General features: G+C 38.4%; 22 protein-coding genes. 13 read left to right on the top strand and 9 right to left on the bottom strand.

Annotated elements, in window-relative coordinates; genetic code table 11:
- Positions 1–70: 70 nt before the first annotated feature.
- Positions 71–772, bottom strand: a complete 702-nt coding sequence (locus GQR47_RS02295; protein WP_024603213.1) for a metal-dependent hydrolase — start codon at positions 770–772, stop codon at positions 71–73.
- A gap of 263 nt (positions 773–1,035) precedes the next feature.
- Between GQR47_RS02295 and GQR47_RS02290 the strand changes: the two genes are divergently transcribed.
- The gene (locus tag GQR47_RS02290) at positions 1,036–1,458 is read left to right on the top strand and encodes a hypothetical protein (protein WP_024594971.1); all 423 of its coding nucleotides are present in this window, start codon (positions 1,036–1,038) and stop codon (positions 1,456–1,458) included.
- Between the two features lie 31 nt (positions 1,459–1,489).
- On the opposite strand, the gene GQR47_RS02285 is transcribed toward GQR47_RS02290, so the two are convergent.
- From GQR47_RS02285 to GQR47_RS02270, 4 genes are all read right to left on the bottom strand, one after another.
- The gene (locus tag GQR47_RS02285) at positions 1,490–3,121 is read right to left on the bottom strand and encodes a sensor domain-containing diguanylate cyclase (RefSeq protein ID WP_154903085.1); all 1,632 of its coding nucleotides are present in this window, start codon (positions 3,119–3,121) and stop codon (positions 1,490–1,492) included.
- Positions 3,114–3,554: a hypothetical protein gene (locus tag GQR47_RS02280; RefSeq protein ID WP_154903086.1), complete on the bottom strand. Its 441-nt coding sequence runs from the start codon at positions 3,552–3,554 to the stop codon at positions 3,114–3,116. The genes GQR47_RS02285 and GQR47_RS02280 overlap by 8 nt, the downstream gene beginning before the upstream one ends.
- 2 nt (positions 3,555–3,556) lie before the next feature.
- Positions 3,557–4,819 (bottom strand): hypothetical protein, encoded by a 1,263-nt coding sequence (locus GQR47_RS02275; RefSeq protein WP_029753094.1) that lies wholly within the window; start codon positions 4,817–4,819, stop codon positions 3,557–3,559.
- Between the two features lie 343 nt (positions 4,820–5,162).
- Entirely contained in the window at positions 5,163–6,077 is a 915-nt protein-coding gene (locus GQR47_RS02270) for a 2OG-Fe(II) oxygenase family protein (protein WP_154903087.1), read from the bottom strand.
- Between the two features lie 323 nt (positions 6,078–6,400).
- On the opposite strand from GQR47_RS02270, the gene GQR47_RS02265 reads away from it, so the two are divergent.
- A complete protein-coding gene (locus GQR47_RS02265; RefSeq protein WP_002962631.1) occupies positions 6,401–6,640 on the top strand; it encodes a hypothetical protein in 240 nt (79 codons plus the stop codon).
- A gap of 68 nt (positions 6,641–6,708) precedes the next feature.
- Here GQR47_RS02265 and msrA read toward each other — a convergent pair whose 3' ends face one another.
- Entirely contained in the window at positions 6,709–7,308 is a 600-nt protein-coding gene (msrA, locus tag GQR47_RS02260; RefSeq protein ID WP_154903088.1) for a peptide-methionine (S)-S-oxide reductase MsrA, read from the bottom strand.
- A 281-nt stretch (positions 7,309–7,589) separates the two neighbouring features.
- Here msrA and GQR47_RS02255 point away from each other — a divergent pair, with 281 nt between their 5' ends.
- On the top strand, positions 7,590–7,784 hold the full coding sequence (locus GQR47_RS02255) for a CPXCG motif-containing cysteine-rich protein (RefSeq protein WP_002962627.1): 195 nt from the start codon (positions 7,590–7,592) through the stop codon (positions 7,782–7,784).
- A 58-nt stretch (positions 7,785–7,842) separates the two neighbouring features.
- On the opposite strand, the gene GQR47_RS02250 is transcribed toward GQR47_RS02255, so the two are convergent.
- Entirely contained in the window at positions 7,843–8,043 is a 201-nt protein-coding gene (locus GQR47_RS02250; protein WP_002962626.1) for a hypothetical protein, read from the bottom strand.
- 107 nt (positions 8,044–8,150) lie between these two features.
- Here GQR47_RS02250 and GQR47_RS02245 point away from each other — a divergent pair, with 107 nt between their 5' ends.
- The 3 genes from GQR47_RS02245 (at position 8,151) to GQR47_RS02235 (ending at position 10,319) form a co-directional block, all read left to right on the top strand.
- The gene (locus GQR47_RS02245) at positions 8,151–8,633 is read left to right on the top strand and encodes a GNAT family N-acetyltransferase (protein ID WP_024596819.1); all 483 of its coding nucleotides are present in this window, start codon (positions 8,151–8,153) and stop codon (positions 8,631–8,633) included.
- 162 nt (positions 8,634–8,795) lie between these two features.
- On the top strand, positions 8,796–9,407 hold the full coding sequence (locus GQR47_RS02240; protein WP_024596818.1) for a MarC family protein: 612 nt from the start codon (positions 8,796–8,798) through the stop codon (positions 9,405–9,407).
- Positions 9,408–9,437: 30 nt separating this feature from the next.
- Positions 9,438–10,319, top strand: coding sequence for an alpha/beta hydrolase-fold protein (locus tag GQR47_RS02235; RefSeq protein WP_024603556.1), 882 nt, complete (start codon positions 9,438–9,440; stop codon positions 10,317–10,319).
- A 745-nt stretch (positions 10,320–11,064) separates the two neighbouring features.
- Here GQR47_RS02235 and GQR47_RS02225 read toward each other — a convergent pair.
- A complete protein-coding gene (locus GQR47_RS02225) occupies positions 11,065–12,273 on the bottom strand; it encodes a porin (RefSeq protein ID WP_024595101.1) in 1,209 nt (402 codons plus the stop codon).
- Between the two features lie 637 nt (positions 12,274–12,910).
- Here GQR47_RS02225 and GQR47_RS02220 point away from each other — a divergent pair.
- The 5 genes from GQR47_RS02220 to GQR47_RS02200 all read left to right on the top strand — a co-directional run bounded on the left by GQR47_RS02220 (position 12,911) and on the right by GQR47_RS02200 (position 20,201).
- A complete protein-coding gene (locus GQR47_RS02220) occupies positions 12,911–14,500 on the top strand; it encodes an ABC-F family ATPase (RefSeq protein WP_076914937.1) in 1,590 nt (529 codons plus the stop codon).
- 151 nt (positions 14,501–14,651) lie between these two features.
- On the top strand, positions 14,652–15,134 hold the full coding sequence (purE, locus tag GQR47_RS02215) for a 5-(carboxyamino)imidazole ribonucleotide mutase (RefSeq protein ID WP_002962540.1): 483 nt from the start codon (positions 14,652–14,654) through the stop codon (positions 15,132–15,134).
- 2 nt (positions 15,135–15,136) lie between these two features.
- Positions 15,137–16,288 (top strand): 5-(carboxyamino)imidazole ribonucleotide synthase, encoded by a 1,152-nt coding sequence (locus GQR47_RS02210; RefSeq protein WP_024595103.1) that lies wholly within the window; start codon positions 15,137–15,139, stop codon positions 16,286–16,288.
- Between the two features lie 112 nt (positions 16,289–16,400).
- Complete coding sequence (locus GQR47_RS02205; protein ID WP_165723469.1) at positions 16,401–17,564, top strand: endonuclease/exonuclease/phosphatase family protein; 1,164 nt, start codon at positions 16,401–16,403, stop codon at positions 17,562–17,564.
- Positions 17,565–17,696: 132 nt separating this feature from the next.
- Positions 17,697–20,201 carry a prolyl oligopeptidase family serine peptidase gene (locus GQR47_RS02200; protein WP_165723468.1) on the top strand — a complete coding sequence of 835 codons (2,505 nt, stop codon included), beginning with the start codon at positions 17,697–17,699 and terminating at the stop codon, positions 20,199–20,201.
- A gap of 89 nt (positions 20,202–20,290) precedes the next feature.
- On the opposite strand, the gene rrtA is transcribed toward GQR47_RS02200, so the two are convergent.
- Complete coding sequence (gene rrtA, locus GQR47_RS02195; protein ID WP_024595379.1) at positions 20,291–20,887, bottom strand: rhombosortase; 597 nt, start codon at positions 20,885–20,887, stop codon at positions 20,291–20,293.
- 97 nt (positions 20,888–20,984) lie between these two features.
- On the opposite strand from rrtA, the gene ggt reads away from it, so the two are divergent.
- Both ggt and GQR47_RS02185 read left to right on the top strand, forming a co-directional pair.
- Entirely contained in the window at positions 20,985–22,763 is a 1,779-nt protein-coding gene (ggt, locus tag GQR47_RS02190; RefSeq protein ID WP_165723467.1) for a gamma-glutamyltransferase, read from the top strand.
- Between the two features lie 142 nt (positions 22,764–22,905).
- Complete coding sequence (locus GQR47_RS02185) at positions 22,906–24,600, top strand: NAD-dependent malic enzyme (RefSeq protein ID WP_002962527.1); 1,695 nt, start codon at positions 22,906–22,908, stop codon at positions 24,598–24,600.
- Positions 24,601–24,671 lie beyond the last annotated feature (71 nt).

The raw sequence follows: 24,671 nt of genomic DNA, 5'->3' as shown, positions 1-24,671 counted from the left end.
TTTAACTATCTTAATTATCAAGAGGGCATTAATTTTGAGTATGTGGTTAAACGGCTTAATACTTACGGCGTTAAGATAAAAACGTAAAATGAGACCAGTCACTTAACGCTGTAATAGTTTGTTCTGTGGGAGGGGCAACATAGATTAAACCTGCAATGGCAATAATTGAAGCTAGCGTAATTAGTTTATTATCGAAGTCAGCTATTTTTAAAGCGGTTCCGAAAGAGCGTTTAATTGTGACATTACTTAAATCTACACTGTAAATTTCATCCAGCAATAAATGAATTAATCCGCCGAGTAAAATAAACCCACCCGTTAACCAGGCAAAGACGGCTGCTTGTGTGGTTGATTGGTCATTCAGTTTCCATGTTAATTGAGTTGTTAATAGCGCGCATAACAGTATAAATAGTAAAGAGTGGCAACTACCTCTGTGTACTGTGATCCATTCAAAAATGGGTCTAATAATGTATTTCATAAATCCGTAAACCAATAACGGCACTACGATTAACTCGATAAAGCTAATTTCAATAATGAGCTCGGTGGTTATGTAATGCAGTACCAGTAATACAGCGCTGAGTGCGAATAAGTTAAAAATAGTATCGAGTGATGTTGAGTTATCTGAATCTATGTCGGGCAATAAGCCGCCAATTGAGCCTAAAAACCAAAGCCAGAGTGCGCCCTTTAAATCAATATGGCTTGCAGATAGTAAGGTGGCTGAGGCTAAGCCTGTGATGATTACGGCAGTATTAAGATGAGTATTGAAGTTTGCCATTGTATCTCTTTATGGGAAAAAGTAGGGCATTCTATCAATTGAAAAGTTTATTGTTCAATATTCTTTTTAATTAGATTTTTTATTACTTTGATTAATTACTAATAGTACAATTGTTATTCTGTTTTGTGGTTAGTAGAGCAATCAAGTTGTAATTTTTTTATAAAAATCAATAATACGGACAGTTTTTATTGTCTATTGGCCTTTTGTGTTTTAAATAAAAGCCTAGCTATCAACTTATATAAAACGGCTTAACTGGAATCCACATGAACCAAAATAGATATAAAGCATCGTTTCCTGCGCCTGACATTGGTAGTAACTATTTTGTCTCATCAACTTGGAGCAGTTATGGTTTCTGGGCTTTATTAGCACTGACTCCGCTTGCTCATTACATGATGTACTATACCGAAGATGGTTTAGCGCATGGGGAAGATTTAAACACTTTAGTGTATGTAATACTTGGTGCTATTACCTTGTTTGTTTTAAATATTGCAGCCCAATCTATATGTTGGTTAGGCAGGCTTTTGGCAGTGGTTTGCTTTAGCATTAGTCTGTTTTTTATATTATTGCTTATTTACCTCAGTGTATATTCACACTTTCCAATTGCTTATTTAGGTGCTATTTCTTATTTTGGGTTAGCGGCTTATTTTTATAATAAAGACTATTTGAAAGCCATAAAAACATTATAGCATTTACTATGTAGTTACTAATTCACGCCATCTAATTTTTTATATCGTCATAAAAGGCAACTTTCCCTCGGCCTGTTTCTTTTACGTGATAAAGAGTTTTATCACCGTTGTGCATTAATTGATGTAGTTCATTACCATCATATGGGGCTATTGCAATTCCTATGCTTGCACCTACTGCGCATGTTTTTGTGTTTGAAATACTAACCTGCTGTTGTAGCTCATTTAGTAAGGCGATTGCTTTTTGTTGTGTTGCCGTTTTATCGTAGGTTTTAATTTGCTGCGCAACAATAAATTCGTCACCACCTAGGCGGATACACATGTCGTTTTTTTCGTGAAAAAGTGTTTTAAATCTGTGCGCTATTTCAATTAGCACTTTGTCACCAGCTTCGTGTCCGTAGGTGTCGTTAATGGGTTTAAAGTTATCTAAATCAATCATCATAAGCACTAAATGTTCATTATGTTTAATACATTCACGTAGTGCTTTTTTAAGGCGTTTTTCACCGGCGCGTCGGTTTAATAAGCCAGTGAGTGGGTCGTGATCGGCTTCAAAGCGGGTTTGCTGTTCGCGTTCTGCGCGCTCGGTCACATCGTGTAAAATTACTTCTACTAGCTGCTCTTGTTTGGGGTTTCGTTTGGTATCTCTTTGGTCTGTTAACCTTACAAATAAACAATGAAACCATACCGTTTTATAGCCAACTTTACACTCTACATCTAAGGTGGTTTGTGGTGGGTTTTTAGCAGAGCGAATATCTGCCAGTAGGCTTTGTAATTCGTCTACATTGCTAAGTAACTCAGGAAAATGCAAGGTTGGTAATTCTTCTTCGCCGGGTACGGTAAAGTAATGCTTAAATGCAGGGTTAAAGGTGGTGATAATGTTTTTGTCATCTAGTAAACAAATACCTGCGCTGGCTTGTTCAAAAATAAGTCTAAATTTAGCTTCTAGCTCTTGAGTTTTTTTACGCAGTGTTTGCTCATTACTAATAGTTAAATGTAGCTCGTGCATTAAGGCATTTATACCTTGGGTTAAACGGCTTATTTCGTCCCGCTTGCCTTGCTTGAAGGTTAGCATTTTAAGGGTTTCTGGCTCGCTTGGATTTATTTTAGCAAAGCTGTCGGTTAGGTTTTGAATTGGTTGTGTAAGCCAGCGCTGAACTACCAGCGATACAAAAAATGCGATAACAATGGATTGAATCAGCATTAAGATAAATTCTTTTATAAGCGCTGACTGTGCTTGTTGTTCAATAAAGTTATCGTCAGGGTATATGGCAAGTACACCTATAAAAGTGTCTTCTATAAAGGGGTGAACTAATTTAATTAAAACAGCTTCATTTTTTTTGTTAGTAGAGCCTTTTGCTATAAATAAATCTATCTCTCCTTTAGGGTTTACTTCTCCTTCTAGGCTTGCACCTTGCACTAAGTCGTTACTGAGTAGGCCGTTAATAATTTCTTGGCTTAATTCTTTGTCATTTAAGTAAGCGGCAATAGCGGCTGTTTTTTCCATTGTTTGCGCTAACTGTTGAACAAGTAGGTAATTTGTATTTTTTTTCTCTTTAAAGCCTGAGTAATAAGAGAGCATAGATGAGACTAAAGACACAACAATAGCAACTAACGCAATTGATATAGCGACGCGTATGTAGAGTTTTTGGCTAATAATTTTAATCAAATGTGTATACCACTTTTACTGCATCTGTAACTTGCGATAGCGGAATGTAGCCAATAGCAAATTGTGATGCTGCAATTTTATTTATTGCATCTTCAACGGATGCCGAAGGTGTAGGGGGCTTTGCACGGCCAGAAAATAACAACCTGGCCCAATACGCATTTATTTTTTGCTCGTCTTTATTGACCAGTTTTAAGTAAAAATCGTTTTTTAATGCTGATTGGGCGGGCAAATCGAGTGGCTTTGACGTTTCACCATCAGGAAAAGTTAAATACCTACCCATGTAAATATCAATTATTTCCCGTTTTGATAATGCGTTAACTGCGTTGCTTTTATTTACCACTACAACAAACTCTGTAGATTTAGCATAAAAGCTCACAAAAAGCAGGCATAAGGGGATCATTACATTAAGACCTAGATTACGAGCGCTTATCATAACTAAAACACCATACTAGCATTTAAACTGAGTATATGTACTTTGTTGCTTTTATTTGCATCAGCAGGATTGCTAAGGCTCCATAGCCCCGCACCTTGAGGCTTTATATCAAAGCGGTCTAACTGCGCTTTAAATACTAAACGATCCGAAAAGTGCCATTTTACGCCTACGTTAATAGAGTGCTGGTGAACATTTGTAATTTGAACTGAAGATTGAGTGGCAACCGCGAGTTGTTGTATGGGTACTGAAAACTGCTCAGGAGTACCTGGTGGGAAAATAGGGCTGTTTACTTCAACTACATCATGGCGATTTTTAGCTGCCGTAAAGCCTGTGTAAAATATTGCATCATCTACTCTGTAGCCCGCACTAATATAAGTGCTAAATACAGATGGAGCTATTATCCAATCGGATTCTGAAATACCTAACTCAGATTGAATAAGCCAATTATTATTATCGTAAGTAACGCCAAAGGCTGCGTATTCTATGCTGTTGCCTTTGGTGTTAAATTTGTTAGATATACTTTGTGCTTGCGGCCATACACTTTGTGGTACTAAATCGAGTGCGGTTATAAATTCGTCCAACGCGGTTAGTTTATAATCGCCAAAGTTTGACCTTGATAACGAAAAACGCATTGTCCATGCATCTAAAGAGTAGGTTGCACTAAGGGTTGTTAAGTTATCAAAATCAATAAAAAAGTCGTCATTATAGGCTTGTAGCTTGGCTGTTGTACTACCATAAGCAAGTTTTAAACGTAAAAAACCGTCGTTAATTGCTTTGCTGTATTCCACATCTACACCATCGAAATTTCCTGCAATGTTTGCAAACGAGTAGTACGAATGAGGCGGGCGCACCCATAAATAGGCATATCCTACGTAAGGGTATTCCGATAGTAAGTAAAGGTCGCTATTTAACCTGCCTGCACGAATAGCCCAATGACGGGTAGGGCGATAGCGCACAAAGGCGAGCTCTAAAAAATTATCAAAGCTTTTAAAGGCATGATCTTGAATAACTACTTGAAACACAGAGTCCCAATTTTTTGAGAGTGATATATTAGCCTGCCCACCTAAAATTGAATCTCGCGTTGCTGAAAAACCAGATTCGTTGACATTGGAATAACTCGATGCAAAGCCAATATCTGAATCGTCCGTGTAGCTGAGTGTTAAGGATGCAAAACCACTAAATTGTACATCTATGTCGTTTGCATAGGTTTTACTAGCAGCAGAAATTGCCAATATTGCTATGGCAATTGTACCTCGGAACAACATGTTAGCTCGTATTTTTATAATGTAGATAGTAAAAAGATAGCACAATTTATTAAATTACCAACTTAAGCATTACAGTGGCTTATCAATTAAATACAAAAAAACATGACATCCCCCTAAATTTTGTACTTTGTTAAGCGAAGTACTGGGACATAAGAAAAGCAAGGCGGAAAATTTGTGTTATCTATTGTTATAAGTGGCGACAATATAGATTATGAATAGGGCGGTTTTTTTAATATTACTAAACTTAAAACGTGTTGGTTACTGGATGAGCTTTATTTTTATAAGGCTGCTTAAATTAGGCAGCCATTTGTATTTAATGTATTTAAAACTTTAAAGCGATTATTTAAAATGGTGCATAGCCATCATTTGGTTTGTTTGGGTTAGTCCAGCGCTGTTTAGCATCAACAGGAATGCGTGGTGCGCCTTGTGCTGGTAATCGACCGCGATCCCCATACAACCACAATACAAAGTTAGTTCGCTCGCCACTGGTAATAGGCTTGGCTGCGTGTGCAATATTGCCTCGATGTAACATGGCAGTACCAGGCTTAAAGGTAAGTGATTTAATGTTACCTGTGTACGGGTGATAAAAGTCCACTTGTGATCCTGTAAACTCTTCGCCTGGTAAATTTATGTTAATGTTAAGCGTTACAGCTGATGCGTCGGTATGTGGGCGAATTGACGAATCTGTATTTGGCTCATAATAAATTGAAAAGCCAAATGTTTGTGTTTCAAACCCCATAACTTCCGGGAACAGCATACGTGAAATAGGGCGCATATAAGTGTTTAGTATTTCGTTATAAAATGCCTGAAAGCTTGGCGCGGCTAAATAACCTTCTGATCGGCTATCAAGCATGGCACCACGGCGATTTAACACTATGCCGTATGGCGGGCGCATAGGGATTTGCGAATTCCATACTTGTTCTAAATATCCGCGTAATACTGCTAGGCGCTCTGGATCAAAAAATTGAAATTGAAACACATCAGGCGCTACTTCGTGTAATAACGCTTTTACGGCCAGCTCTTTTGATGGATCTTCCCATGCTTGCTTTACTGCTTCACGGAGGTTTTTATCAAGTAGTGTGTCGTCTAGCGTAAACGTTGAGCTATCTATTGATGTTGCTTCCCATTCGCTCCACGCGTTTGTAATTAGGTCAGTGTTGTTTATCCAAAAGTTTTGTACTGCTGGTTCACGGTAAAGCATGGCTTGTCGTGTTGGTAACTCTAGAGCACGCGCTAGTTGTAATTGGTTGGCAAACATTTTGTGTAACTCCAGTTGTTGAATTTTGTTTATATCAATTTAGGAGTGCAATTTATTGTATTTGATTTAGTAGATAAACAGCCTGCTTTAGGAAACAGAATATACTATTTATTGATAATGAATCCTAAAACTGAGTATCTTAAGTCAAGCAGTGCTGTCCACTTAAAGCGAAGTGACATGTATCCTATTTGCTATTCAAGCATTTAGCTTAATAACAAAGGCTTTATGAAATAGACGGTGTATAAATAAACCTTTATTATAAATTCCTTATTTTGCCTATGTTATAGCTAGGATTTAATAGCAATATAAAATGGAGATTAATTGTGGAAGATAAATTAAAAGAAAAAAGTGTGACACAGAAATTTTTTGGTGAATATTCTTGGATGTATCAAGTTTCAGCGTTTGTTGCTTTTATTATGGTTATTTACATTAGCTTTAATGGAGAGGGAAATGTTTGGACACAGCTTGTGAGAGGTGATTTTAATTCAGCTTTGCTTGTTAGCATTGTTGGTTACTTATCTGAATTTAGATATCGATTTATTAAAGAATCTCGCAATAACTAAAATATTAAAAAGCTGATAATTAAATCAGCCTTTTAATATTTTACAGTGGATTACCTGATTAAACGCGATTAATGGGTTGCTCTGTCGCCCCAAATTTCTTCTAGGCGGCTGTCGCGACCACAACGCCAACGATAGGTGTTGTATCGGATTGGATTGTTTTTGTAATAATCTTGATGAAAGCTTTCCCTCCCTTTTATAGGGTAAAAGGTGCTTGCATTTAGTATAGGTGTAACCACAGTTTGATTAGGGAACTCGGCAACGACTGCAGCTTTTGTTTTTTCGGCTAATTTACGTTGTTCGTCGTTTTGTACAAATATAGCGCTTAAGTAACTAGGGCCTTTATCACAAAATTGGCCTTTTGCATCAAAGGGATCAATATTTACCCAGTAATGATCAAGTATGCCCTGATAGCTTACTATGGACGGATCGTATGTGATTTCTACGGCCTCGTAATGGCCTTTATGATTACCATTGTATGTCGGGTTTTTAAGTTTACCGCCAGTAAAGCCCGATATTACATCGGTTACGCCTTCTAGCTTTTCAAAGTCACTTTCCATACACCAAAAACAACCTCCAGCTAGAACGGCTTTTTCGGTTTTAGCTGCATGGGAAAATGTACTAAACAAAATAACGGCAGATGTTAATGCAAGCGTAAGTGATTTTTTCATAAAATTATCCATCTGTACTGTGAGTTTATAAATACTTATAAAGTTAGACCCGCTAAGTGCTAATACAATTTCATTGTAGAGGGCTGGCCAACTTATCTATGGTGAAAAATATTGCACTTTGACAAGTTTTATAGGGATAAGGCTAGTAACAAGATCACTATTTAAGTTAGTAGCACGGTTTAATTGGGTTAGCCAAGTATGCGTTATTTAATGGGGTGTTGAATTATGCTTACGTGTTCATTAAAGTGACAACATCCGTGATATAAATTAGCAGGTGATAAATGAACCAGTTAACAGAAACATCAATAAGCTGCCCTTATTGTGGAGAAAGTATAGAAGTATTACTTGATGCAGCAGATATTGATGAGCAATACATAGAAGACTGCCAAGTGTGCTGTAAGCCTATTTCGTTTGTGGTATTTGAAAATGATGACGAGCTAAACGTTAATGTTTACAGCGAAGACGATGCATTTTAACTCGTTAATTAGATAGTAGGCTGCAAAATTGCAGCCTTTTTACTGTGTATGTGTTTGGTTAGCTATTTTGCTCACGCGCTAATTGGTTAGGAAGAAGTTCTTCTACTATTTCGCGTGCTGGAAGCGTATAGCGTGTGCCGTCAAACATTACTGAGGTAAACTCGTTAATATTAGTAATGCCTGTTAAGGTCCAGCCTTCGCCGCGCTTTGGGCAATATACTGTGGTAGTGGGTTGTATTACTTTAAAATCGTCACTCATTACGTTCTCTTACTCTTTTTGCTTTAAAGATAATGCTTGTTAATAGGGTATGGTAAGTTAATAATGCGTGCCCATAAAGAGCTAATTTAACTAACCACTTAAATAAAATGTTTAACACCACAAAGCTTGAGCGCGTTACGCTGCGTTTAGTTACCCACAAACACGCAGCGTGTTTATTTAATATTTTAAATCACCCGCACGTGTCAGAATTTAACGACTACGAAACACCACTTAGCAAAACGCAAATCAAGCAATTAATACAAGATGATATTAGTGCATATTACGAAGGTGAAGTAATTCGAGTTGCAATTGAACATAATATATCTGGAAAGTTAATGGGTACTTGTGGGCTTTATAATGTAACCCCGTGTAAAAGTAGTGCGTTTATAGGATTTGAGCTGCATCCTGACTTTTGGGATAAGGGCGTAATGTTTGAAGTGGTGACCGGTTTTATTGAAACTCTAGTTAAGCATATTGCGCTTAAACATTTGTCGGCTGAGGTGAGCGCACATAATGCACGTTGTCATAATTTACTTATGAAACTAGGGTTTAGTTTAAGAGAAAATTCTATTTGGCATAAATCACTTTAACTCAAGACGGCAATTATAAGTGCTTACCTTTTTTCAATCCTCAATCCTTAAAGCTCAGTAAATAAAATACAAAAAATAGCGGCTTTCTATTATAGTTAAGCGTAAGCAAATGAATTTGTTACCCGTGTTTTATTAAACATTTACGCTTAACAAGGATTTTATATGCTAGAAAAACTCTCTCAAGATGCGCTTGTAATTTGGGCGACCATTGACCCTATAGGCACAATGGCGCTGTTTGCTGCGCTTACTTCTCATTTAACTGATCAACAACGTCGTAAAACTGCATTTAAAACGGTGCTTTATGCTGGGGGCGTATTATTAGGGTCTATTTTAATAGGGCAACTAATACTTAATGAGATGGGAATTAGGTTGGTATCGTTTCAGTTAGGGGGCGGAATTATATTGTTTTTGTTTGGCCTACAAATGATTTTTGGAAACGATTCTAATAAAGCCAAACAAGACCCCGATCACGATATAGCCGTGTTTCCGCTTGCTATACCTGCAACGGCGACTCCTGGCGCTATTTTGGCGGTAATACTACTTACCGATAACCATATACACCCAATTACTACTCAAATAGGCACAGCGCTTGTTACAATTGGTGTGTTGGGTATTACATTAATACTGTTGCTGCTTTCGGGTAAAATAATTAAGTTAATTGGTATTGGCGGCGCGTCTATTTTAACGCGTGTGATGGGGATGATTTTAGCCGCGTTTTCGGTTGAGCTTATTATGACCGCACTTGAAATAAAACAATGGGTTAAGCTTGGTTAAATAACTCCTAAACATTGAAAGGAATGCCGTATGGCAATAAAAATAACAAAACACTATATTATTAATTTAAGTTTGGCCGTAGTCATTTTTGCTATTGGTATTTTAGCGATACGTTATTACAACCATTATGTATCGGCCTATACAGATGTAACAATTAACTCAAGCGTGCTTAATGAGTCGCGCAAAGTGTTTATAAGATTACCGACTAATTACAATCCTAAAAAAGCGTATCCGTTAATTATTAAAACCGATGGTAACTTTAATTTAGATACATGGGATAAAGCACTTACAAAACAAGCTAAAAGCGAAAAAGGGGATAAGGCTATATTGGTGTCTATTCCTAATTTATTTTTTACTGATACACGTAATCGCGATTTAGTACCTCCTTATGCCCGCCAAGATGTAAATACACAAGCGCGTCCAGAGCATGAAACACTTATTGAACCAAATGGTGAAGCCGACAAGTTTTTAGCGTTTATTGAAACTGAGTTACTTCCGTATTTATCGGTAAAATATAAGCTTAGTAATAACCGTGTATTAAGTGGTTTTTCGGCAGGTGGTAGCTTTGTACTTTATACACTGCATACAAAGCCTGAATTGTTTAATGGCTATTTTGCTTTTAGCCCAGCGGCTTGGTATGACGATATGACCGTAGTTAATAATTTAGAAGCGTTTTTAAGTGCTCAAAATAACAAAGTTAAGTCGTCTACTTATTTATATCTCTCGGTGGGCGGGGCAGAGCATCCGCTAATGTTAAAAGCGTTTAGTAATTTAGAGGCCGCTTTAACAGCCAACCCTAACAATAACCTTGTGTGGCAAAGTGCTAGAAACAAAGGTGCTGAGCATTCAGATAATCCATCAATTAGTGTGGCTAAGGCATTAGCTGGTTATAGTACGTTTATTAAAAAGTAGGTTAGATAGGTTTAAGTGATAACTGTATACATATACAGTTATCGTTGTTTTATCTATTTATGACAACGAATCAGCTTTATTATTAACGACTTACAAAGAAAGGTTGGTTTAAATTATTTTTGCACAGTAATTACACATACTGTTTTTATATACAGTTCACAACTATTAAATTAGAATACCGTCAGTACCCATGAGCATATACACATCTATTTGTTACTGCTTTTAATCAGCCTTTCGCCTTTGTGATCAGTAAAAAGCAGTGTCAGTACTTTGCAAGTTCAATATAGTTTCACCATCTTATATACTCTTAATGCAGTTAATATAAATTGGCTGGTGGCTTTACAGCAAAAGAACACATCATACTAAATATTACTATAACGCTAAACTTAGCAATAGAGTCAAATTAGAAAAAAGTAATCAAAATAATAAAGCCTGCGATAACTACATCCACTAAAAATATAAATGCCGAGTGTGGACTATGAGTGCTTAATTAAAGTTTTCCCCGCTCATTGTAATGAGCAGAAAAACGGTAAACGTAAAAAAATAGGGGCATCGTGAATGGTGCTATTACAAATTAAAAAAGCAGATACCAATGCGGCTGTTAATGCCTTTTTTGAAATAGCCTTAAATGCAAAATTGAGTATTGAAAAAAGTATGGCGGAATAAAAAAAAGCCCAGTTAAAAAAGTTAAAAGGGCTAAAAGGGTTGTGCTTAGGGAAGTTGTAGTCGTTTTATAAACTTATATTTAAAACTTATATCTAAAACCAAATGCTATACCGTCATCTTCCGACTGTTCCATTTGTGCTTGTTGATCGTCGTTATCGCTTTCAAAGTCGCTAAAGTCTTTACGTGCTTCTACGTAGGCAATAGTGTCTTCGTCAATTAAGTAGTGAAGGCCAATAACAGCAAACTGACGTTTAAATATATCGTCTGGGTCGGCGTTAAAGTTTGGCTGAATTACGTAATCATCACCGGCATCAAACACGTTGTAGGCAATAAAAGGGCGAAAATCGTTATCAAAGCGGTAAGATGCAAATGTTTCTACACCGATTGCGTCTTTAATTAAGCGACCGATGTTATCTGTGTCGTGGTTTTTGTTTTTATTTACGTTGGCTGCAACGTATAGGCCGGGCTCATCAATGTTGCCCCACATAATACCTGCACCATAAATTAAATCTTCAACATTGCGAGTAGAACCATCGCCAAACGTTAAATCAAACTCACCACGGTTAACACCTGCTGTAAGTGTTAGCATGTCAGTTGGGGTATAAGTTACAGACGCCCCAAATGTGTAATTAAATTCAACTTCTTGGGCTGCACTATCGCCAGAGTTCCAAAGTGCTTCACATTCTTCTTCTGAAATGTCGGTGACGTCACAGGTATAAAATTCGCTGTTTTTAAGCTGCGCTTGTACTGCAAAACTAAAATCGTTATAGCTATTGCGGTACTGCACTAATTTATCTCCACGGCCAGTGCCATTAACAGCGCCATCGTCTTTGTTATAGGTGTAAACACCAGCCGCATTACCATCCCATACAAAGCTATTATTTGTGCCGTAAACTACGTCGTACCATGCACCCCATTGTTTACCAATAGTTAGTTGCCCGTACTTTTCGTGCGAAAGCCCTGCGTAACCTAAACGGTTATACAAAAACTCATCCTGGATAGACTCAAAACGATTGTTATAAATAATATCGCTGCTGCCAACAGGTTTTACACCCCATTCTACGAGTGCGAGTGCGGTCCAGTCTTTCTTAAGCTTTCGGGTAAATCCAAAGTTAATGCGCGAAGTACCATTAACAACTTCGGTTTCGTTTTGTGTATTAATAACACGCACATCAAGATATCCACCAACTTCAACAGTATTTTTGTCATCTTTGTATAATTCTACTGCCGAAACAGCGGGTGCGAATACAATACTTGCGCTAATAAGCGTCGCTAATTTTTTGCTCATCTTGTGTGTTGCCCTGTGTAAATTGGTCAATTTTTTACGTAGGTAAAAATTCAGATTCGAAGACTAACAAAGCAATAAACGGCTCAAAAGTGAAAAATACTCAATAAAATTAACCGTTAAACTTAACGGATATTCACTAAAGGTTAATTTTGTTTTTCAGGTGTTGCAAAAGTTTATGTTTTTAATGATTTGATAGGTAAATAGGATGAGAAATTAGCGATGTATAAAAATTGTAATTTGAATTAATTTCATCTTGGTTAAAAAGTAGTAACTAGTGTAAAAGCCCTAAAAGTACTTTATTTTTATAAATATAACTTTTTATTATTACAGGGTGAACAAAAATGAGTTAAGTAGACACACAAACACGTTAAAAGTGTTTTTACTCTAATTTGTATCGTAATTTCTAATCTCTTATGCCTGTTTATAAAACATACTTTATGGATTTTAATTAGAATAAGTTGAATAAAAATTAACGAAACCATTAAATCTAATCCGTTATTTTTACTACTAACTACATAGCCATAATAAATGGCTAAAACGCAGTGGTTTGCTTTTAAACTTTCATAGAAAAACAGGCCATTTTGGTTTAAACTGCGCGCAATTTAAATACATCATTACTCCTTTGGAGGGTAGCGCTATTATTAGTACAGCTAATGTCACCATGCAATTTGGTGCTAAACCATTATTTGAAAATATCTCAGCAAAATTTGGCGATGGTAACCGTTACGGTTTAATCGGTGCAAATGGTTGTGGTAAATCAACATTTATGAAAATTTTAAGTGGTGAGCTTGAAGCGTCTTCAGGTAATGTAAGTACTGATCCTAACGAACGCGTTGCTAAACTTAATCAAGATCAGTTTGCCTACGAAGAATACTCAGTAATCGATACCGTAATTATGGGCCACAAAGAGCTGTGGGAAATCAAACAAGAACGTGACCGTATTTACTCTTTACCTGAAATGAGTGAAGAAGACGGTATGAAAGTAGCCGATCTTGAAACTGAATTTGCTGAAATGGATGGTTACTCTGCGGAATCTAAAGCAGGTGAGCTTTTATTAGGTGTAGGTATTGGCACTGACCAACACTTTGGCCCAATGTCAGAAATTGCACCGGGTTTTAAGCTGCGCGTGCTACTTGCACAGGTATTGTTTTCAGACCCAGACATTATGCTACTTGATGAGCCTACTAATAACTTGGATATTTACACCATCAAGTGGTTAGAAGACGTGTTAAATCAGCGCGACTGTACCATGATAATCATCTCGCATGACCGTCACTTTTTAAACTCTGTGTGTACACACATGGCCGACATTGACTACGGCGAGCTTCGTATTTACCCAGGTAATTATGACGAATACATGTTTGCAGCAACGCAAGCACGTGAGCAATTACTTAACGAAAATGCGAAAAAGAAAAACCAAATTGCTGAACTTCAACAGTTTGTATCTCGTTTCTCTGCTAACGCATCTAAAGCTAAGCAAGCAACATCGCGCGCTAAACGTATCGACAAAATCCAATTAGACGAAGTTAAAGCATCTTCACGCCAAACGCCGTTTATCCGTTTTGATCAAGAAAAGCAGTTATTCAGAAACGCACTTGAAATGACAAACTTAACACAAGGTTTTGACGACAATACGTTGTTTTCTGGACTTGAAGGTTTAGTAGAAGTTGGCGAACGTATTGCTATTATTGGTGAAAATGGTGTTGGTAAAACAACATTACTTAATACATTAGCAGGGCGCTTAGCCCCTAAAGCTGGTGAGTTTAAGTTCTCAGAAAACGCGAATATTGGTTACTACGCGCAAGATCACGCTGATGAGTTTGCAACCGACATGAACTTGTTTCAGTGGATGGAGCAATGGCAACAAGAAGGCGACGACGAGCAAGTGGTTCGTAGCTTCTTAGGCCGTATGTTATTCTCTCAAAACGATATTAAAAAATCAGTTAAAGTAATTTCAGGTGGTGAGCAAGGCCGCATGTTGTTTGGTAAAATTATGATGCATAAGCCAAACATATTGTTAATGGATGAGCCAACTAACCACATGGATATGGAATCAATTGAAGCGCTTAACTTAGCCCTTGAAGCTTACGAGGGCACATTGATGTTTGTTTCCCACGACCGTCAGTTTGTATCATCGGTTGCAACCCGAATTTGGGAAATTAAAGACGGTAAAGTTATCGACTTTAGAGGCAACTACGCAGAATACCTAGCGAGTAAAGAAGCTTAATTAGCTATTTACCCGTTAACTCTAAAAAGCCATGTTTAAACATGGCTTTTTTTGTTTTTGTGAGTCGCAATTAAACTTGGTTTGGGTATAATACCCGCCTAAAACCGGACATAAGTCCGCTATTTTTAAAATACATTACTGAGGAGTATTTATGACTGTTGGCATTATTATGGGTTCTAAATCAGATTGGCCAACCATGGAACATGCAGCACTTATGCTAGAGCATTTTGGCATTAAGTACGAAACCAAAGTCGTGTCTGCACACCGCACTCCTCAATTACTTGCTGATTACGCAAGTTCAGCCGCAGAACGTGGTATTAAAGTTATTATTGCTGGTGCTGGCGGCGCAGCGCATTTACCTGGTATGGCAGCTGCTTTTACGTCGCTTCCTGTACTTGGCGTACCTGTAAAATCAAAAGCATTAAATGGTGTTGATTCACTTTTATCTATTTGCCAAATGCCTAAAGGCGTTGCGGTAGGTACGCTTGCAATTGGTGAGCCGGGCGCAGCAAACGCGGGTTTATTAGCTGCACAAATTTTAGGATGTCAAAATCCAGAAATTTTTGCAAAAATTGAAGCGTTTCGTAAAGCTCAAACCGACACTATATTAGCTAATCCAAACCCTGCAGAGTAATAATGAATATTTTAATATTAGGTGCAGGGCAACTTGCACGTATGATGAGCCTTGCAGGCGCGCCGCTTAATTTAAACGTTGTTGCATACGATGTAGGCAGTAAACAAATTATGCACCCGCTAACTGGTGACATTTATAACACGTCGCTTGAGCAAGCAATATCAAACGCTGATGCCATTACTGCCGAGTTTGAACACATTCCTGATGACGTACTAACACTTTGCTGTAACAGTAATAAGTTTTACCCAGGAAAAGCCGCTATTAAAACCGGTGGCGATCGCTCGCTTGAAAAGGCATTGCTTGATAAAACAAACGTAACTTGTGCGCCGTACCAATTAATTACTGAAAAAGCGCATTTAGAACTTGCCGTTAAAACTCTAGGTAAACCTCTTGTAATTAAAACATGCCAAGCGGGTTACGACGGAAAAGGCCAATGGCGTTTAAAATCGGATGATCAAATAGACGAAATTTGGTCACAAATGGCTGATTTTATTGCATCAGGCACCGAGCTTGCGCCACATACGATTATTGCTGAAAAAATGATCCCGTTTGATCGTGAAGTATCTATCATTGGTGCGCGCGACAAACACGGTAATGTTGCTATATATCCGCTAACAGAAAACGAGCACACTAATGGTGTGTTAACGCTTTCTATTGCTGGTAAAAATAATCAAAGTGTTGAAGCGCAAGCAAACGATGCATTTACAAAAATAGCAAATGAGCTTAACTACGTTGGCGTGTTAGCTATTGAGTTTTTTGATGTACATGGCACGTTACTCGTTAACGAAATTGCACCGCGCGTACATAACTCAGGCCATTGGACGCAACAAGGTTGCCATTGCTCGCAGTTTGAAAACCACATGCGCGCTGTTGCAGGCTTACCGCTTGGTAATACAGAGCTTAAACACATTACCGCGATGATAAACGTATTAGGCCAACCAAGTATTCCAAGTGAAGTATTAAAAACGGTTGATGTAACGAGCCATTGGTACGGTAAAACTGCAAAACCAGGTCGTAAAATGGGCCATATTAATGTATCAGCTGTTAATATGAGTGAGCTTGCAGACAAACTTGGTGAACTTACAGAGTACCTACCAGAGCAAGATTATCCTGGTATTTTAAAAGCAGCTGCCAATTTAGTGCTCAGTGAATAGTTATCATACCTTTATATAAATACCGGCTTAAGCCGGTATTTTTTTGTCATAAAAATGGGCTTTGAATATGTAATACTGTTAAAGTCTAATTTTAAATTTGTGAAGTAAAACAATGAAACTAAAAACAATATCTGGTGTGCTAGCCATTACTGCATTATTTAGCTTAAATACATTTGCATCGGAATCTCTTCGTGTTGCAACTTTTAATGTAAGTATGGATGCAACTAATCACACGCCTAAAGGTGAGCAAGTTAAAAGTGATGCTTTAGTTAATGCACTTAAAGCTAACCACCAGCAAATTAAGAACATAGCGGAAATTATTCAGCGTGTTCGCCCTGATATTATTTTACTTAACGAATTTGATTACATCCCAAAAGAGCAAGGCATTGAATACTTTAATCAGCATTATTTAAATGTAGGTCAGCAAAAACAAGCCGCTATTAACTACCCTTACTCTTATATTGCACCAGTAAATACAGGCCTAGCTACCGAGTTTGATTTAGATAACGATGGCAAAAAAAATGGCGTGATGGGCGATGCACAAGGCTTTGGCTTTTTTGAAGGGCATTATGGCATGGCTATTTTGTCAAAATACCCAATTAATTTTGATAAAGTAAGAACCCTTCAAACCTTTAAATATAAAGACATGCCAAATGCACAAATGCCTGTAATGCCTAAAACAGGTGAAAACTGGTATAACGCACAAGAATGGCAAGCACTTAGGCTCAGTTCTAAATCGTTTTGGGATTTACCTATCAGCATTAATGATAAAACAATTCATGTTATTGCATCTCACCCAACACCGCCTGTATTTGACGGTGAAGAGGATAGAAACGGCAAGCGTAACCACGATGAAGTAAGATTAATTGCCGATTACGTTTCAAATGCTAAGTATATTTATGACGATAAAGGCGAAAAGGGCGGTTTAAAAGTTCACTCTCGTTTTGTTATTTTAGGCGATTTAAATGCAGCCCCTGAGGGGGACAAAGCCCGTACAAATACCACCGACCAATTACTTAAAAACCCATTAATAAATGCTCACTTTGTTCCAAAAAGTGAAGGTGCTAAAGAGCAGTATGATGTGCCTTATGCACAAAATTACAGTGCTAATTGGCAAGCCCGTGTTGATTACGTTTTACCGTCAAACTATGGCTTAAAAATTAAGGACGGTGGGGTGTTTTGGCCTACTAAAACGAGTAGTGTGTATCGCTTAATTAAAGATAGAAACGCATCGAGCGATCACCGACTGGTGTGGCTTGATTTGGTAATTGAATAACGCCTGTTAACAAGAGAAGCGCTAGTAAACTGAGCTTTACCCTGTTTAATGGCTATTTATCTAAAAAAATTGCAATAACTTAAGTGCTTCTGCTTAAATACGGCTTAATTATAATAACCGTATAGAAGCACTATGATTTTTAATTTTTCTTCATCTAAAACGTTAGTGGCCTTAGCTGTTGCCTCAAGTGTCATGCTTGCAGGTTGTAGCGCGACCGCTAACACCTCATCAACACAGCAAAGTGCTTTACCAGCAACATCGGTTGCTGCGGTTGTAAACACGCCAGCAGATATCGGCTCACAAAAAATAACGCTAGAACAAGCAATGGCCGATCCGGATTGGATGGGCAATCAGCCAGAGAGCGCTTATTGGGCTAGCGATTCGGCTACTATTATTTATGCTCAAAAAGAGCAAGGTAATACACTACGCGATTTATTTAGCCAATCGGTTACTAGCCAAACAGCAGAGCAGGTAGCACTTAATAAACTTCATACTGTGGGTTCAAATAAAGCTGTTTATTCAAAAAATAAAACAATGGCGGCCTACACGTTTAAAGGCAATGTGTTTGTTAAAAACCTAAAAACCGGTGAACTTAAGCAAATTACAGCGACATCAGCGAGCGAATCTAAACCACAATTTTTAAATAACGGCGATTTAGTTTACCGCCAAGGCAATGTGTTTTTTAAAGTTGATTTAAAAACAGGCTTAACGAGCGAGCTTGCTAACTTAAAACTTGCTGATGAGCCAAAAGGTATTGAAGAGCCCAGCACGTATATTGCTAAAGAGCAGCATAAATTGATTAAATTTGTGGCGCTTCAACAAAAAAATAAAAAAGATAAGCAAGCGCGCAGTGAGCAAGTTAATGAACAAAACGATTCAATTGCTAATACGGCTTACTACTTAGGTGACGGTAATAAAGTTGCAGAAGCACAGCTTTCGCCAAATGGTGATGCGTTATTAGTCGTTGTACAAAAGCAAACTGATTGGCGTGGTGATGGCGATATTATGCCAAATTATATCACTAATGATGCAACCATTGAGCCTAAAAAAGCACGCCGCCGTGTTGCAGATGCTAAACAAGAAACCTCAAAGCTTGTCTACATCAATTTAACTAACAAAGAGCAAACATCACTTAGCTTTAATACCTTACCGGGCTTTGACGAAGATGTTTTAGCCGCAGTTAAAAAAGAAAATTATGCACGTGATGGTAAAACATATAAGTCCAAAAAGGCACCTCGTGGTATTAACCTTATTATGGACTGGGGTTTTGAGCAAAGCCCAATAGTATGGAACGATGACGGCTCGCAAGTGGCTATCATGCTCGAAGCATGGGACAACAAAGACCGTTGGCTTGCTACTGTAGATTTTAAAAACAACAAACTTGTGTCGCAACATCGCCTGCATGACGACGCATGGATTGCTTATGCGTTTAACGACTTTGGGTGGTTACATAACTCGAACACGCTTTATTACCTATCGGAAGAGTCGGGTTACAGCCAGCTTTATAAAAAACCAGTTAATGGTAGTGCAACCGCGCTAACACAAGGCCAATTTGAGGTTTCTAACTTAACGCTTACAAGTGACGACAGCGCAATTTATTATAAAGCGAATGTTGAACACCCAGGTCTGTACGAAATTTACCGCGTTAACCCGCAAACAGGTAATAGCGAGCAAATTACTGACTTAAATGGCATGACCGATTACACGTTGAGCCCAGATGAAACCAAGTTACTCCTTAAGCACTCTACAATTACTATGCCTAATGAGCTTTACGTAGCAGATGCTAAAGCCAATACAAAAGCAACGCGATTAACGCATACTGTGTCGGATGAGTTTTTAGCTAAAAAGCTAACAGCCCCTAAAATTGTTGCTGTGCCATCGAGCCATACTGATCAACCAATATATGCAAAAGTGTACTACCCAGCTGATTACGTTGAGGGTGAAGTAGGTAAAAATCGTAAAGCGGTTATTTTTAACCACGGCGCGGGTTACTTACAAAATTCACACATGGGTTTTTCGGTTTATTTTCGTGAATTTATGTTCCATTCATTGCTCGCTGATGAAGGTTACATAGTAATGGATATGGATTACCGCGCATCTAAAGGTTACGGGCGTGATTGGCGTACCGCGATTTATCGTCAAATGGGAACACCTGAAACACAAGATTTAGCCGATGGCGTTAAATGGATGGCGCAAAATGCCAACGTTGATACCAAAGCAGTCGGTACTTATGGTGGCTCTTACGGCGGTTTTATGACCTTTATGGCATTGTTTACCGCGCCTGAGTTGTTTCAATCGGGTGCGGCACTTAGACCTGTTACCGATTGGGCACATTACAATACAGGTTATACAGCTAATATATTAAACCATCCTGATGTTGACCCGATTGCGTATGAGCGCAGCTCGCCAATTTATTACGCTGAGGGCTTAAACAAACGTTTATTAATTAATGCCCCAATGGTTGACGATAACGTGTTTTTTCAAGATTCAGTACGTTTAGTGCAGCGCTTAATAGAGCTTGAAAAACAAAACTTTGAAACAGCTATATTTCCTGTTGAACCACATGGTTTTGTACAGCCTTCAAGCTGGTTAGACGAATACCGCCGTATTCATAAGTTATTTAAAGAAACACTTTAATCTTTAACTCTTAAAGTATAAAAACAAAAATGCCGCATTAGTTTAGTTAACTAATGCGGCATTTTTATTGGATTGAACACAATCTAACTTTATTTTTGCTTTTTAAAGTTCTTTTTAAAGAGCTCTATAGCCAATGGTATTGCAAGTAAAGTCCCGCCAATAACACCAATTAAATGTGCATCAATAGCCACAGTGGAGTTAATAAGCTTTCCTATATCAGCATTAGGGCCGCTAAATTGTTCAAACCCTATTTTAATCCATACGCCTATAAATAATAAATAACCTGACTTAAGCCCTACAGTTATATCTTTAACTGCACCCCAAATAATTACACCATGCAGTAGGGCACTTAATCCGGTATAAATATGTATGCTTGGGCAAAACCAATACACGCCGAGTCCACACCACAGTGCTAGCGCAGTTGTATTAAAAGCGTAGCGAGTAGGTGATGTGTATTCGCCATGTAAAAGCCATATTAATAAAACACCACTGGCATTTAATCCCAAATGAGCCCAACTAGCATGAACAAATTGGCTTGAAAAGATTCGCCACAGTTCGCCATCATCAATTAGGCTTCGGTTAAATTCAAGTAAATTATTTAAATCAAATGCAGCAAAAATGGTACTAAAAAGCAGCAGAATAATAGGCGGTAATATATAACGAGGTTGAATAGGTAAATTAAGCATTTTATTATATTTTTTTAGTCAAAATTTTTGCATATTGTGCCCGTTTAACTTTAAGATGCCAAATACAACTACGTAATTAAGTGTTTTTAGTATTTTTATGCATTTTAAACTTAACTCATTATTTGCCATTGGACTGTGCGCAGTATCACTGCCTTCATTTGCACAGCAAGCAACTCAAATTGAAACTCGCGAACCTGAAGCTGCTACTGGATTAATCCATAAAAAAGTAGTGCAAGGTGATAAATACATGGTTGCTGCGGCAAATCCATATGCCTCAAGAGCCGGTCAACAAATTTTAGCCAAAGGCGGCAGTGCCGTAGATGCTGCCATTGCTACTCAACTAGTGCTTACTTTAGTTGAACCGCAATCCTCAGGTATTGGCGGTGGTACATTTATGATGTATTACAACAAAGCTAACAATAAATTGACTAGTTTTGATGGCCGCGAAACTGCACCTGCAAATGCAGACGAAACACTGTTTTTAGATAAACACGGTAAAGCCGTTAAATGGATTGAAGCCGTAGTAGGTGGACGCTCTGTTGGTGTACCCGGTATTTTACATGCCTTTGCAAGCGCACATAAACAATACGGTACATTACCGTGGGAAGCGCTTTTTAAACCGGCTATTGAACTTGCAGAACAAGGATTTGTAGTTTCGCCGCGTTTACATGGCTTATTAGCACGCCAATTAAACCCTGGTGTATTGAGTATGCCGATTATTAACGAATACTTTTACCCAAATGGTAAATTAATTGAAGTGGGTAGTGTTAAAAAGAATCAACCACTTGCTGATTTGTACAAAGACATTGCAAAGCAGGGCATTGATGCATTTTACAAAGGCGAAAATGCAAAACAAATGGTTAATGCGGTACAACACTCTAAAATTGCCCCTGGTAAATTAAGCGTACAAGATTTAGCAGATTATAAAAGTAAAGAGCGCGATGCGGTATGTATTCAATACCGTGCTTATAACGTGTGTTCTATGGCACCACCAAGTAGTGGCGGCGTAGCAGTACTGCAAATGCTTGGCTTGCTTGAACATAAAGATATGAGCGCACTTAAGCCAAATGGCGAAAAGGCGATTCATTACTTTAGCCAAGCTTCGCGTATTGCATTTGCCGATCGCGATATGTACATGGGCGATCCCGATTTTACTCAAGTACCTACACAAGAGCTCTTAAACAAAGATTATATTGCCTCACGCGCTAAATTAATTACCGAAACAGACCAAAAAGCCGTAGCAGGTAATCCTGTAGGGTACTTAAGTTATGCAATGGATGATTCATACGAGTTACCTTCTACCTCACATGTATCTATTGTAGATAGTAAAGGTAATGCCGTTTCGATGACCAGTTCAATTGAAATGGCGTTTGGCTCTACGGTTATGGTTAATGGCTTTATTTTAAATAACCAACTAACTGACTTTTCGTTATCGCCACGTAAAAACGGCAAGCTTGTAGCAAACCGTGTAGAGGCTGGTAAACGCCCGCGTAGCTCTATGTCACCGGTAATGGTATTTAATAAAGATGGTAGCTTACGCTTAATCGTAGGCTCACCTGGTGGTAGCCGTATCATCGATTACGTTGCACAAGTTGTTGTGGGTGTTATTGACTGGAATTTATCAGCGCAAGACGCCATTAACTTACCGCGTACAACAAATCGTAACGATTACACCAGCCTTGAAAAAGGCACAACCATTGAAGCCATTGCGCCTGCGCTTACTAAACGCGGCCACAATGTACGTATTATTGATTTAAACTCAGGCTTACACGCAGTTGAAGTTAAAAATAATACCTTATATGGTGGCGCTGATCCGCGCCGTGAAGGTGTTGCGTTATCTGATTTAACTGATAATAGCGCCACTATCAAATTTTAAATTATGTATAATATACATGCGGGCAGTGAAGCCCGCATGTATTTTCTCTCAATGGTCTGACTAGCTTAATTGTCGTTGCAATTAAACCTCTAACACTGATAATGACAGATCATAACTTAAGACTCCGTTAAAGCCTGGAAATATGACAACTAATACTGATCCTAACTACTTATATATTCATCATTCTGGCCCTGGCCTAATTGAAACACCGCTATTAAATAAAGGCAGCGCCTTTAGTAAAAAAGAACGCGAAAATTTCAATCTTGCTGGTTTACTTCCTCCTCGCTTTGAAACAATAGAAGAGCAAGTTGAGCGTTGTTATCAGCAGTATTCTAGCTTTACCGACAACCTTAATAAGCATATTTACTTACGTGCGATTCAAGATAACAACGAAACACTTTACTACCGTTTAGTGCGTGACCACCTTGAAGAAATGATGCCAATCATTTACACACCGACAGTGGGCGATGCTTGTGAAAAATTCTCTGACATTTATCGCAGCGCACGTGGTTTATTTATTTCGTATGAAGATCGCTACCAAATTGACGACATTTTACGCAACGCTACCAAAGGTAAAGTAAAAGTTATTGTTGTAACCGATGGCGAGCGTATTTTAGGCCTTGGCGATCAGGGTATTGGTGGCATGGGTATTCCAATTGGTAAATTGTCACTTTACACAGCGTGTGGTGGTATAAGCCCAGCATACACATTGCCTGTAATGCTCGATGTGGGTACTAATAACGAAAAGCTTTTAAACGATCCTATGTACATGGGCGCACGCCATAAGCGAATTGCTCAAGACGAATATGATGAGTTTTTAGATTTATTCATTAAAGCGGTTAAACGTCGCTGGCCAAATGTATTACTTCAGTTTGAAGATTTTGCACAGCCAAATGCAATGCCATTACTTAAGCGCTACCGCAATGAAATTTGTAGCTTTAACGATGACATTCAAGGTACTGCGGCTGTAACGGTCGGTTCTTTACTTGCTGCGTGTCGTGTTAAAAATTCAACCCTAAGCCAGCAAAAAGTAGTTTTTGTGGGTGCAGGCTCTGCTGGTTGTGGTATTGCTGAACAAATTATTAGCCAAATGGTTTTTGAAGGTATTTCAGAAGCACAAGCGCGTAGCCAAGTATTTATGGTTGACCGTTTTGGTTTGCTTAGTGAGGGTATGGAAGGCTTACGCGATTTCCAACAAGCACTTGCACAACCTACAGGCTCGTTAAGTGATTGGACGTACAGCGGCGAGTACGCATCACTTCTGGATGTTATGCACTGTGCTGAGCCTGACATTTTGATTGGTGTTTCTGGTCAACCTGGCTTATTTACAGAACAAGTAATACGCGCTATGCATGCCGGTTGTGAACAGCCAATTATTTTCCCATTAAGTAATCCATCTAAGCAAGTAGAAGCGCATCCTGCTGATGTGATTAAGTGGACTGACGGTAAAGCACTTGTTGCCACAGGTAGCCCATTTGATCCTGTTGAGTACAATGGCGAAACGTTCCCAATCCCACAATGTAACAACAGTTATATTTTCCCGGGTATTGGTTTAGGGGTTATTGCCGCTAAAGCGACACGCATTACAGATGCAATGTTAAGTGTATCTAGCGAAATGCTTGCAGAGTCGTCGCCGCGTGCAAACACAGGTAAAGGTAGTTTATTACCAGCCTTGACTGAAATTGAAACGCTAAGTAAACGTATTGCATTTGCCATCGCTAAAAAGGCAATCGAAGAGGGCGTTGCTCTTGAGATTACGGATGATGCGTTATGGGCAGCAATCGACAAAAATTACTGGTTACCAAAATACCGTAACTATAAACGTTGTAGTGTTTAATTAGGTTTATAAGTAATTAAAAATAAATAACGTTGTAGGCACAGTTACAATGCTTAACAAAAAACAGGCAA

Origin of the sequence: Pseudoalteromonas sp. Z1A2, from assembly GCF_011378755.1 — a bacterium.
GTDB classification, from domain to species: domain Bacteria; phylum Pseudomonadota; class Gammaproteobacteria; order Enterobacterales; family Alteromonadaceae; genus Pseudoalteromonas; species Pseudoalteromonas distincta.
The sequence above is the reverse complement of the archived record's forward strand: the minus strand, read 5'-3'. Positions and strand labels throughout refer to the sequence as shown.

Excerpts from the sequence above, each read along its gene's own strand:
- GQR47_RS02280 (WP_154903086.1), bottom strand. The coding sequence starts at position 3,554 with ATGATAAGCGCTCGTAATCTAGGTCTTAATGTAATGATCCCCTTATGC.
- GQR47_RS02210 (WP_024595103.1), top strand. The coding sequence starts at position 15,137 with ATGAATATTTTAATATTAGGTGCAGGGCAACTTGCACGTATGATGAGC.
- GQR47_RS02185 (WP_002962527.1), top strand. The coding sequence starts at position 22,906 with ATGACAACTAATACTGATCCTAACTACTTATATATTCATCATTCTGGC.
- GQR47_RS02235 (WP_024603556.1), top strand. The coding sequence starts at position 9,438 with ATGGCAATAAAAATAACAAAACACTATATTATTAATTTAAGTTTGGCC.
- GQR47_RS02290 (WP_024594971.1), top strand. The coding sequence starts at position 1,036 with ATGAACCAAAATAGATATAAAGCATCGTTTCCTGCGCCTGACATTGGT.
- GQR47_RS02240 (WP_024596818.1), top strand. The coding sequence starts at position 8,796 with ATGCTAGAAAAACTCTCTCAAGATGCGCTTGTAATTTGGGCGACCATT.
- msrA (WP_154903088.1), bottom strand. The coding sequence starts at position 7,308 with ATGAAAAAATCACTTACGCTTGCATTAACATCTGCCGTTATTTTGTTT.
- GQR47_RS02270 (WP_154903087.1), bottom strand. The coding sequence starts at position 6,077 with ATGTTTGCCAACCAATTACAACTAGCGCGTGCTCTAGAGTTACCAACA.
- GQR47_RS02295 (WP_024603213.1), bottom strand. The coding sequence starts at position 772 with ATGGCAAACTTCAATACTCATCTTAATACTGCCGTAATCATCACAGGC.
- GQR47_RS02225 (WP_024595101.1), bottom strand. The coding sequence starts at position 12,273 with ATGAGCAAAAAATTAGCGACGCTTATTAGCGCAAGTATTGTATTCGCA.
- GQR47_RS02200 (WP_165723468.1), top strand. The coding sequence starts at position 17,697 with ATGATTTTTAATTTTTCTTCATCTAAAACGTTAGTGGCCTTAGCTGTT.
- GQR47_RS02205 (WP_165723469.1), top strand. The coding sequence starts at position 16,401 with ATGAAACTAAAAACAATATCTGGTGTGCTAGCCATTACTGCATTATTT.
- GQR47_RS02245 (WP_024596819.1), top strand. The coding sequence starts at position 8,151 with ATGTTTAACACCACAAAGCTTGAGCGCGTTACGCTGCGTTTAGTTACC.
- ggt (WP_165723467.1), top strand. The coding sequence starts at position 20,985 with ATGCATTTTAAACTTAACTCATTATTTGCCATTGGACTGTGCGCAGTA.
- GQR47_RS02275 (WP_029753094.1), bottom strand. The coding sequence starts at position 4,819 with ATGTTGTTCCGAGGTACAATTGCCATAGCAATATTGGCAATTTCTGCT.
- purE (WP_002962540.1), top strand. The coding sequence starts at position 14,652 with ATGACTGTTGGCATTATTATGGGTTCTAAATCAGATTGGCCAACCATG.
- GQR47_RS02255 (WP_002962627.1), top strand. The coding sequence starts at position 7,590 with ATGAACCAGTTAACAGAAACATCAATAAGCTGCCCTTATTGTGGAGAA.
- GQR47_RS02250 (WP_002962626.1), bottom strand. The coding sequence starts at position 8,043 with ATGAGTGACGATTTTAAAGTAATACAACCCACTACCACAGTATATTGC.
- rrtA (WP_024595379.1), bottom strand. The coding sequence starts at position 20,887 with ATGCTTAATTTACCTATTCAACCTCGTTATATATTACCGCCTATTATT.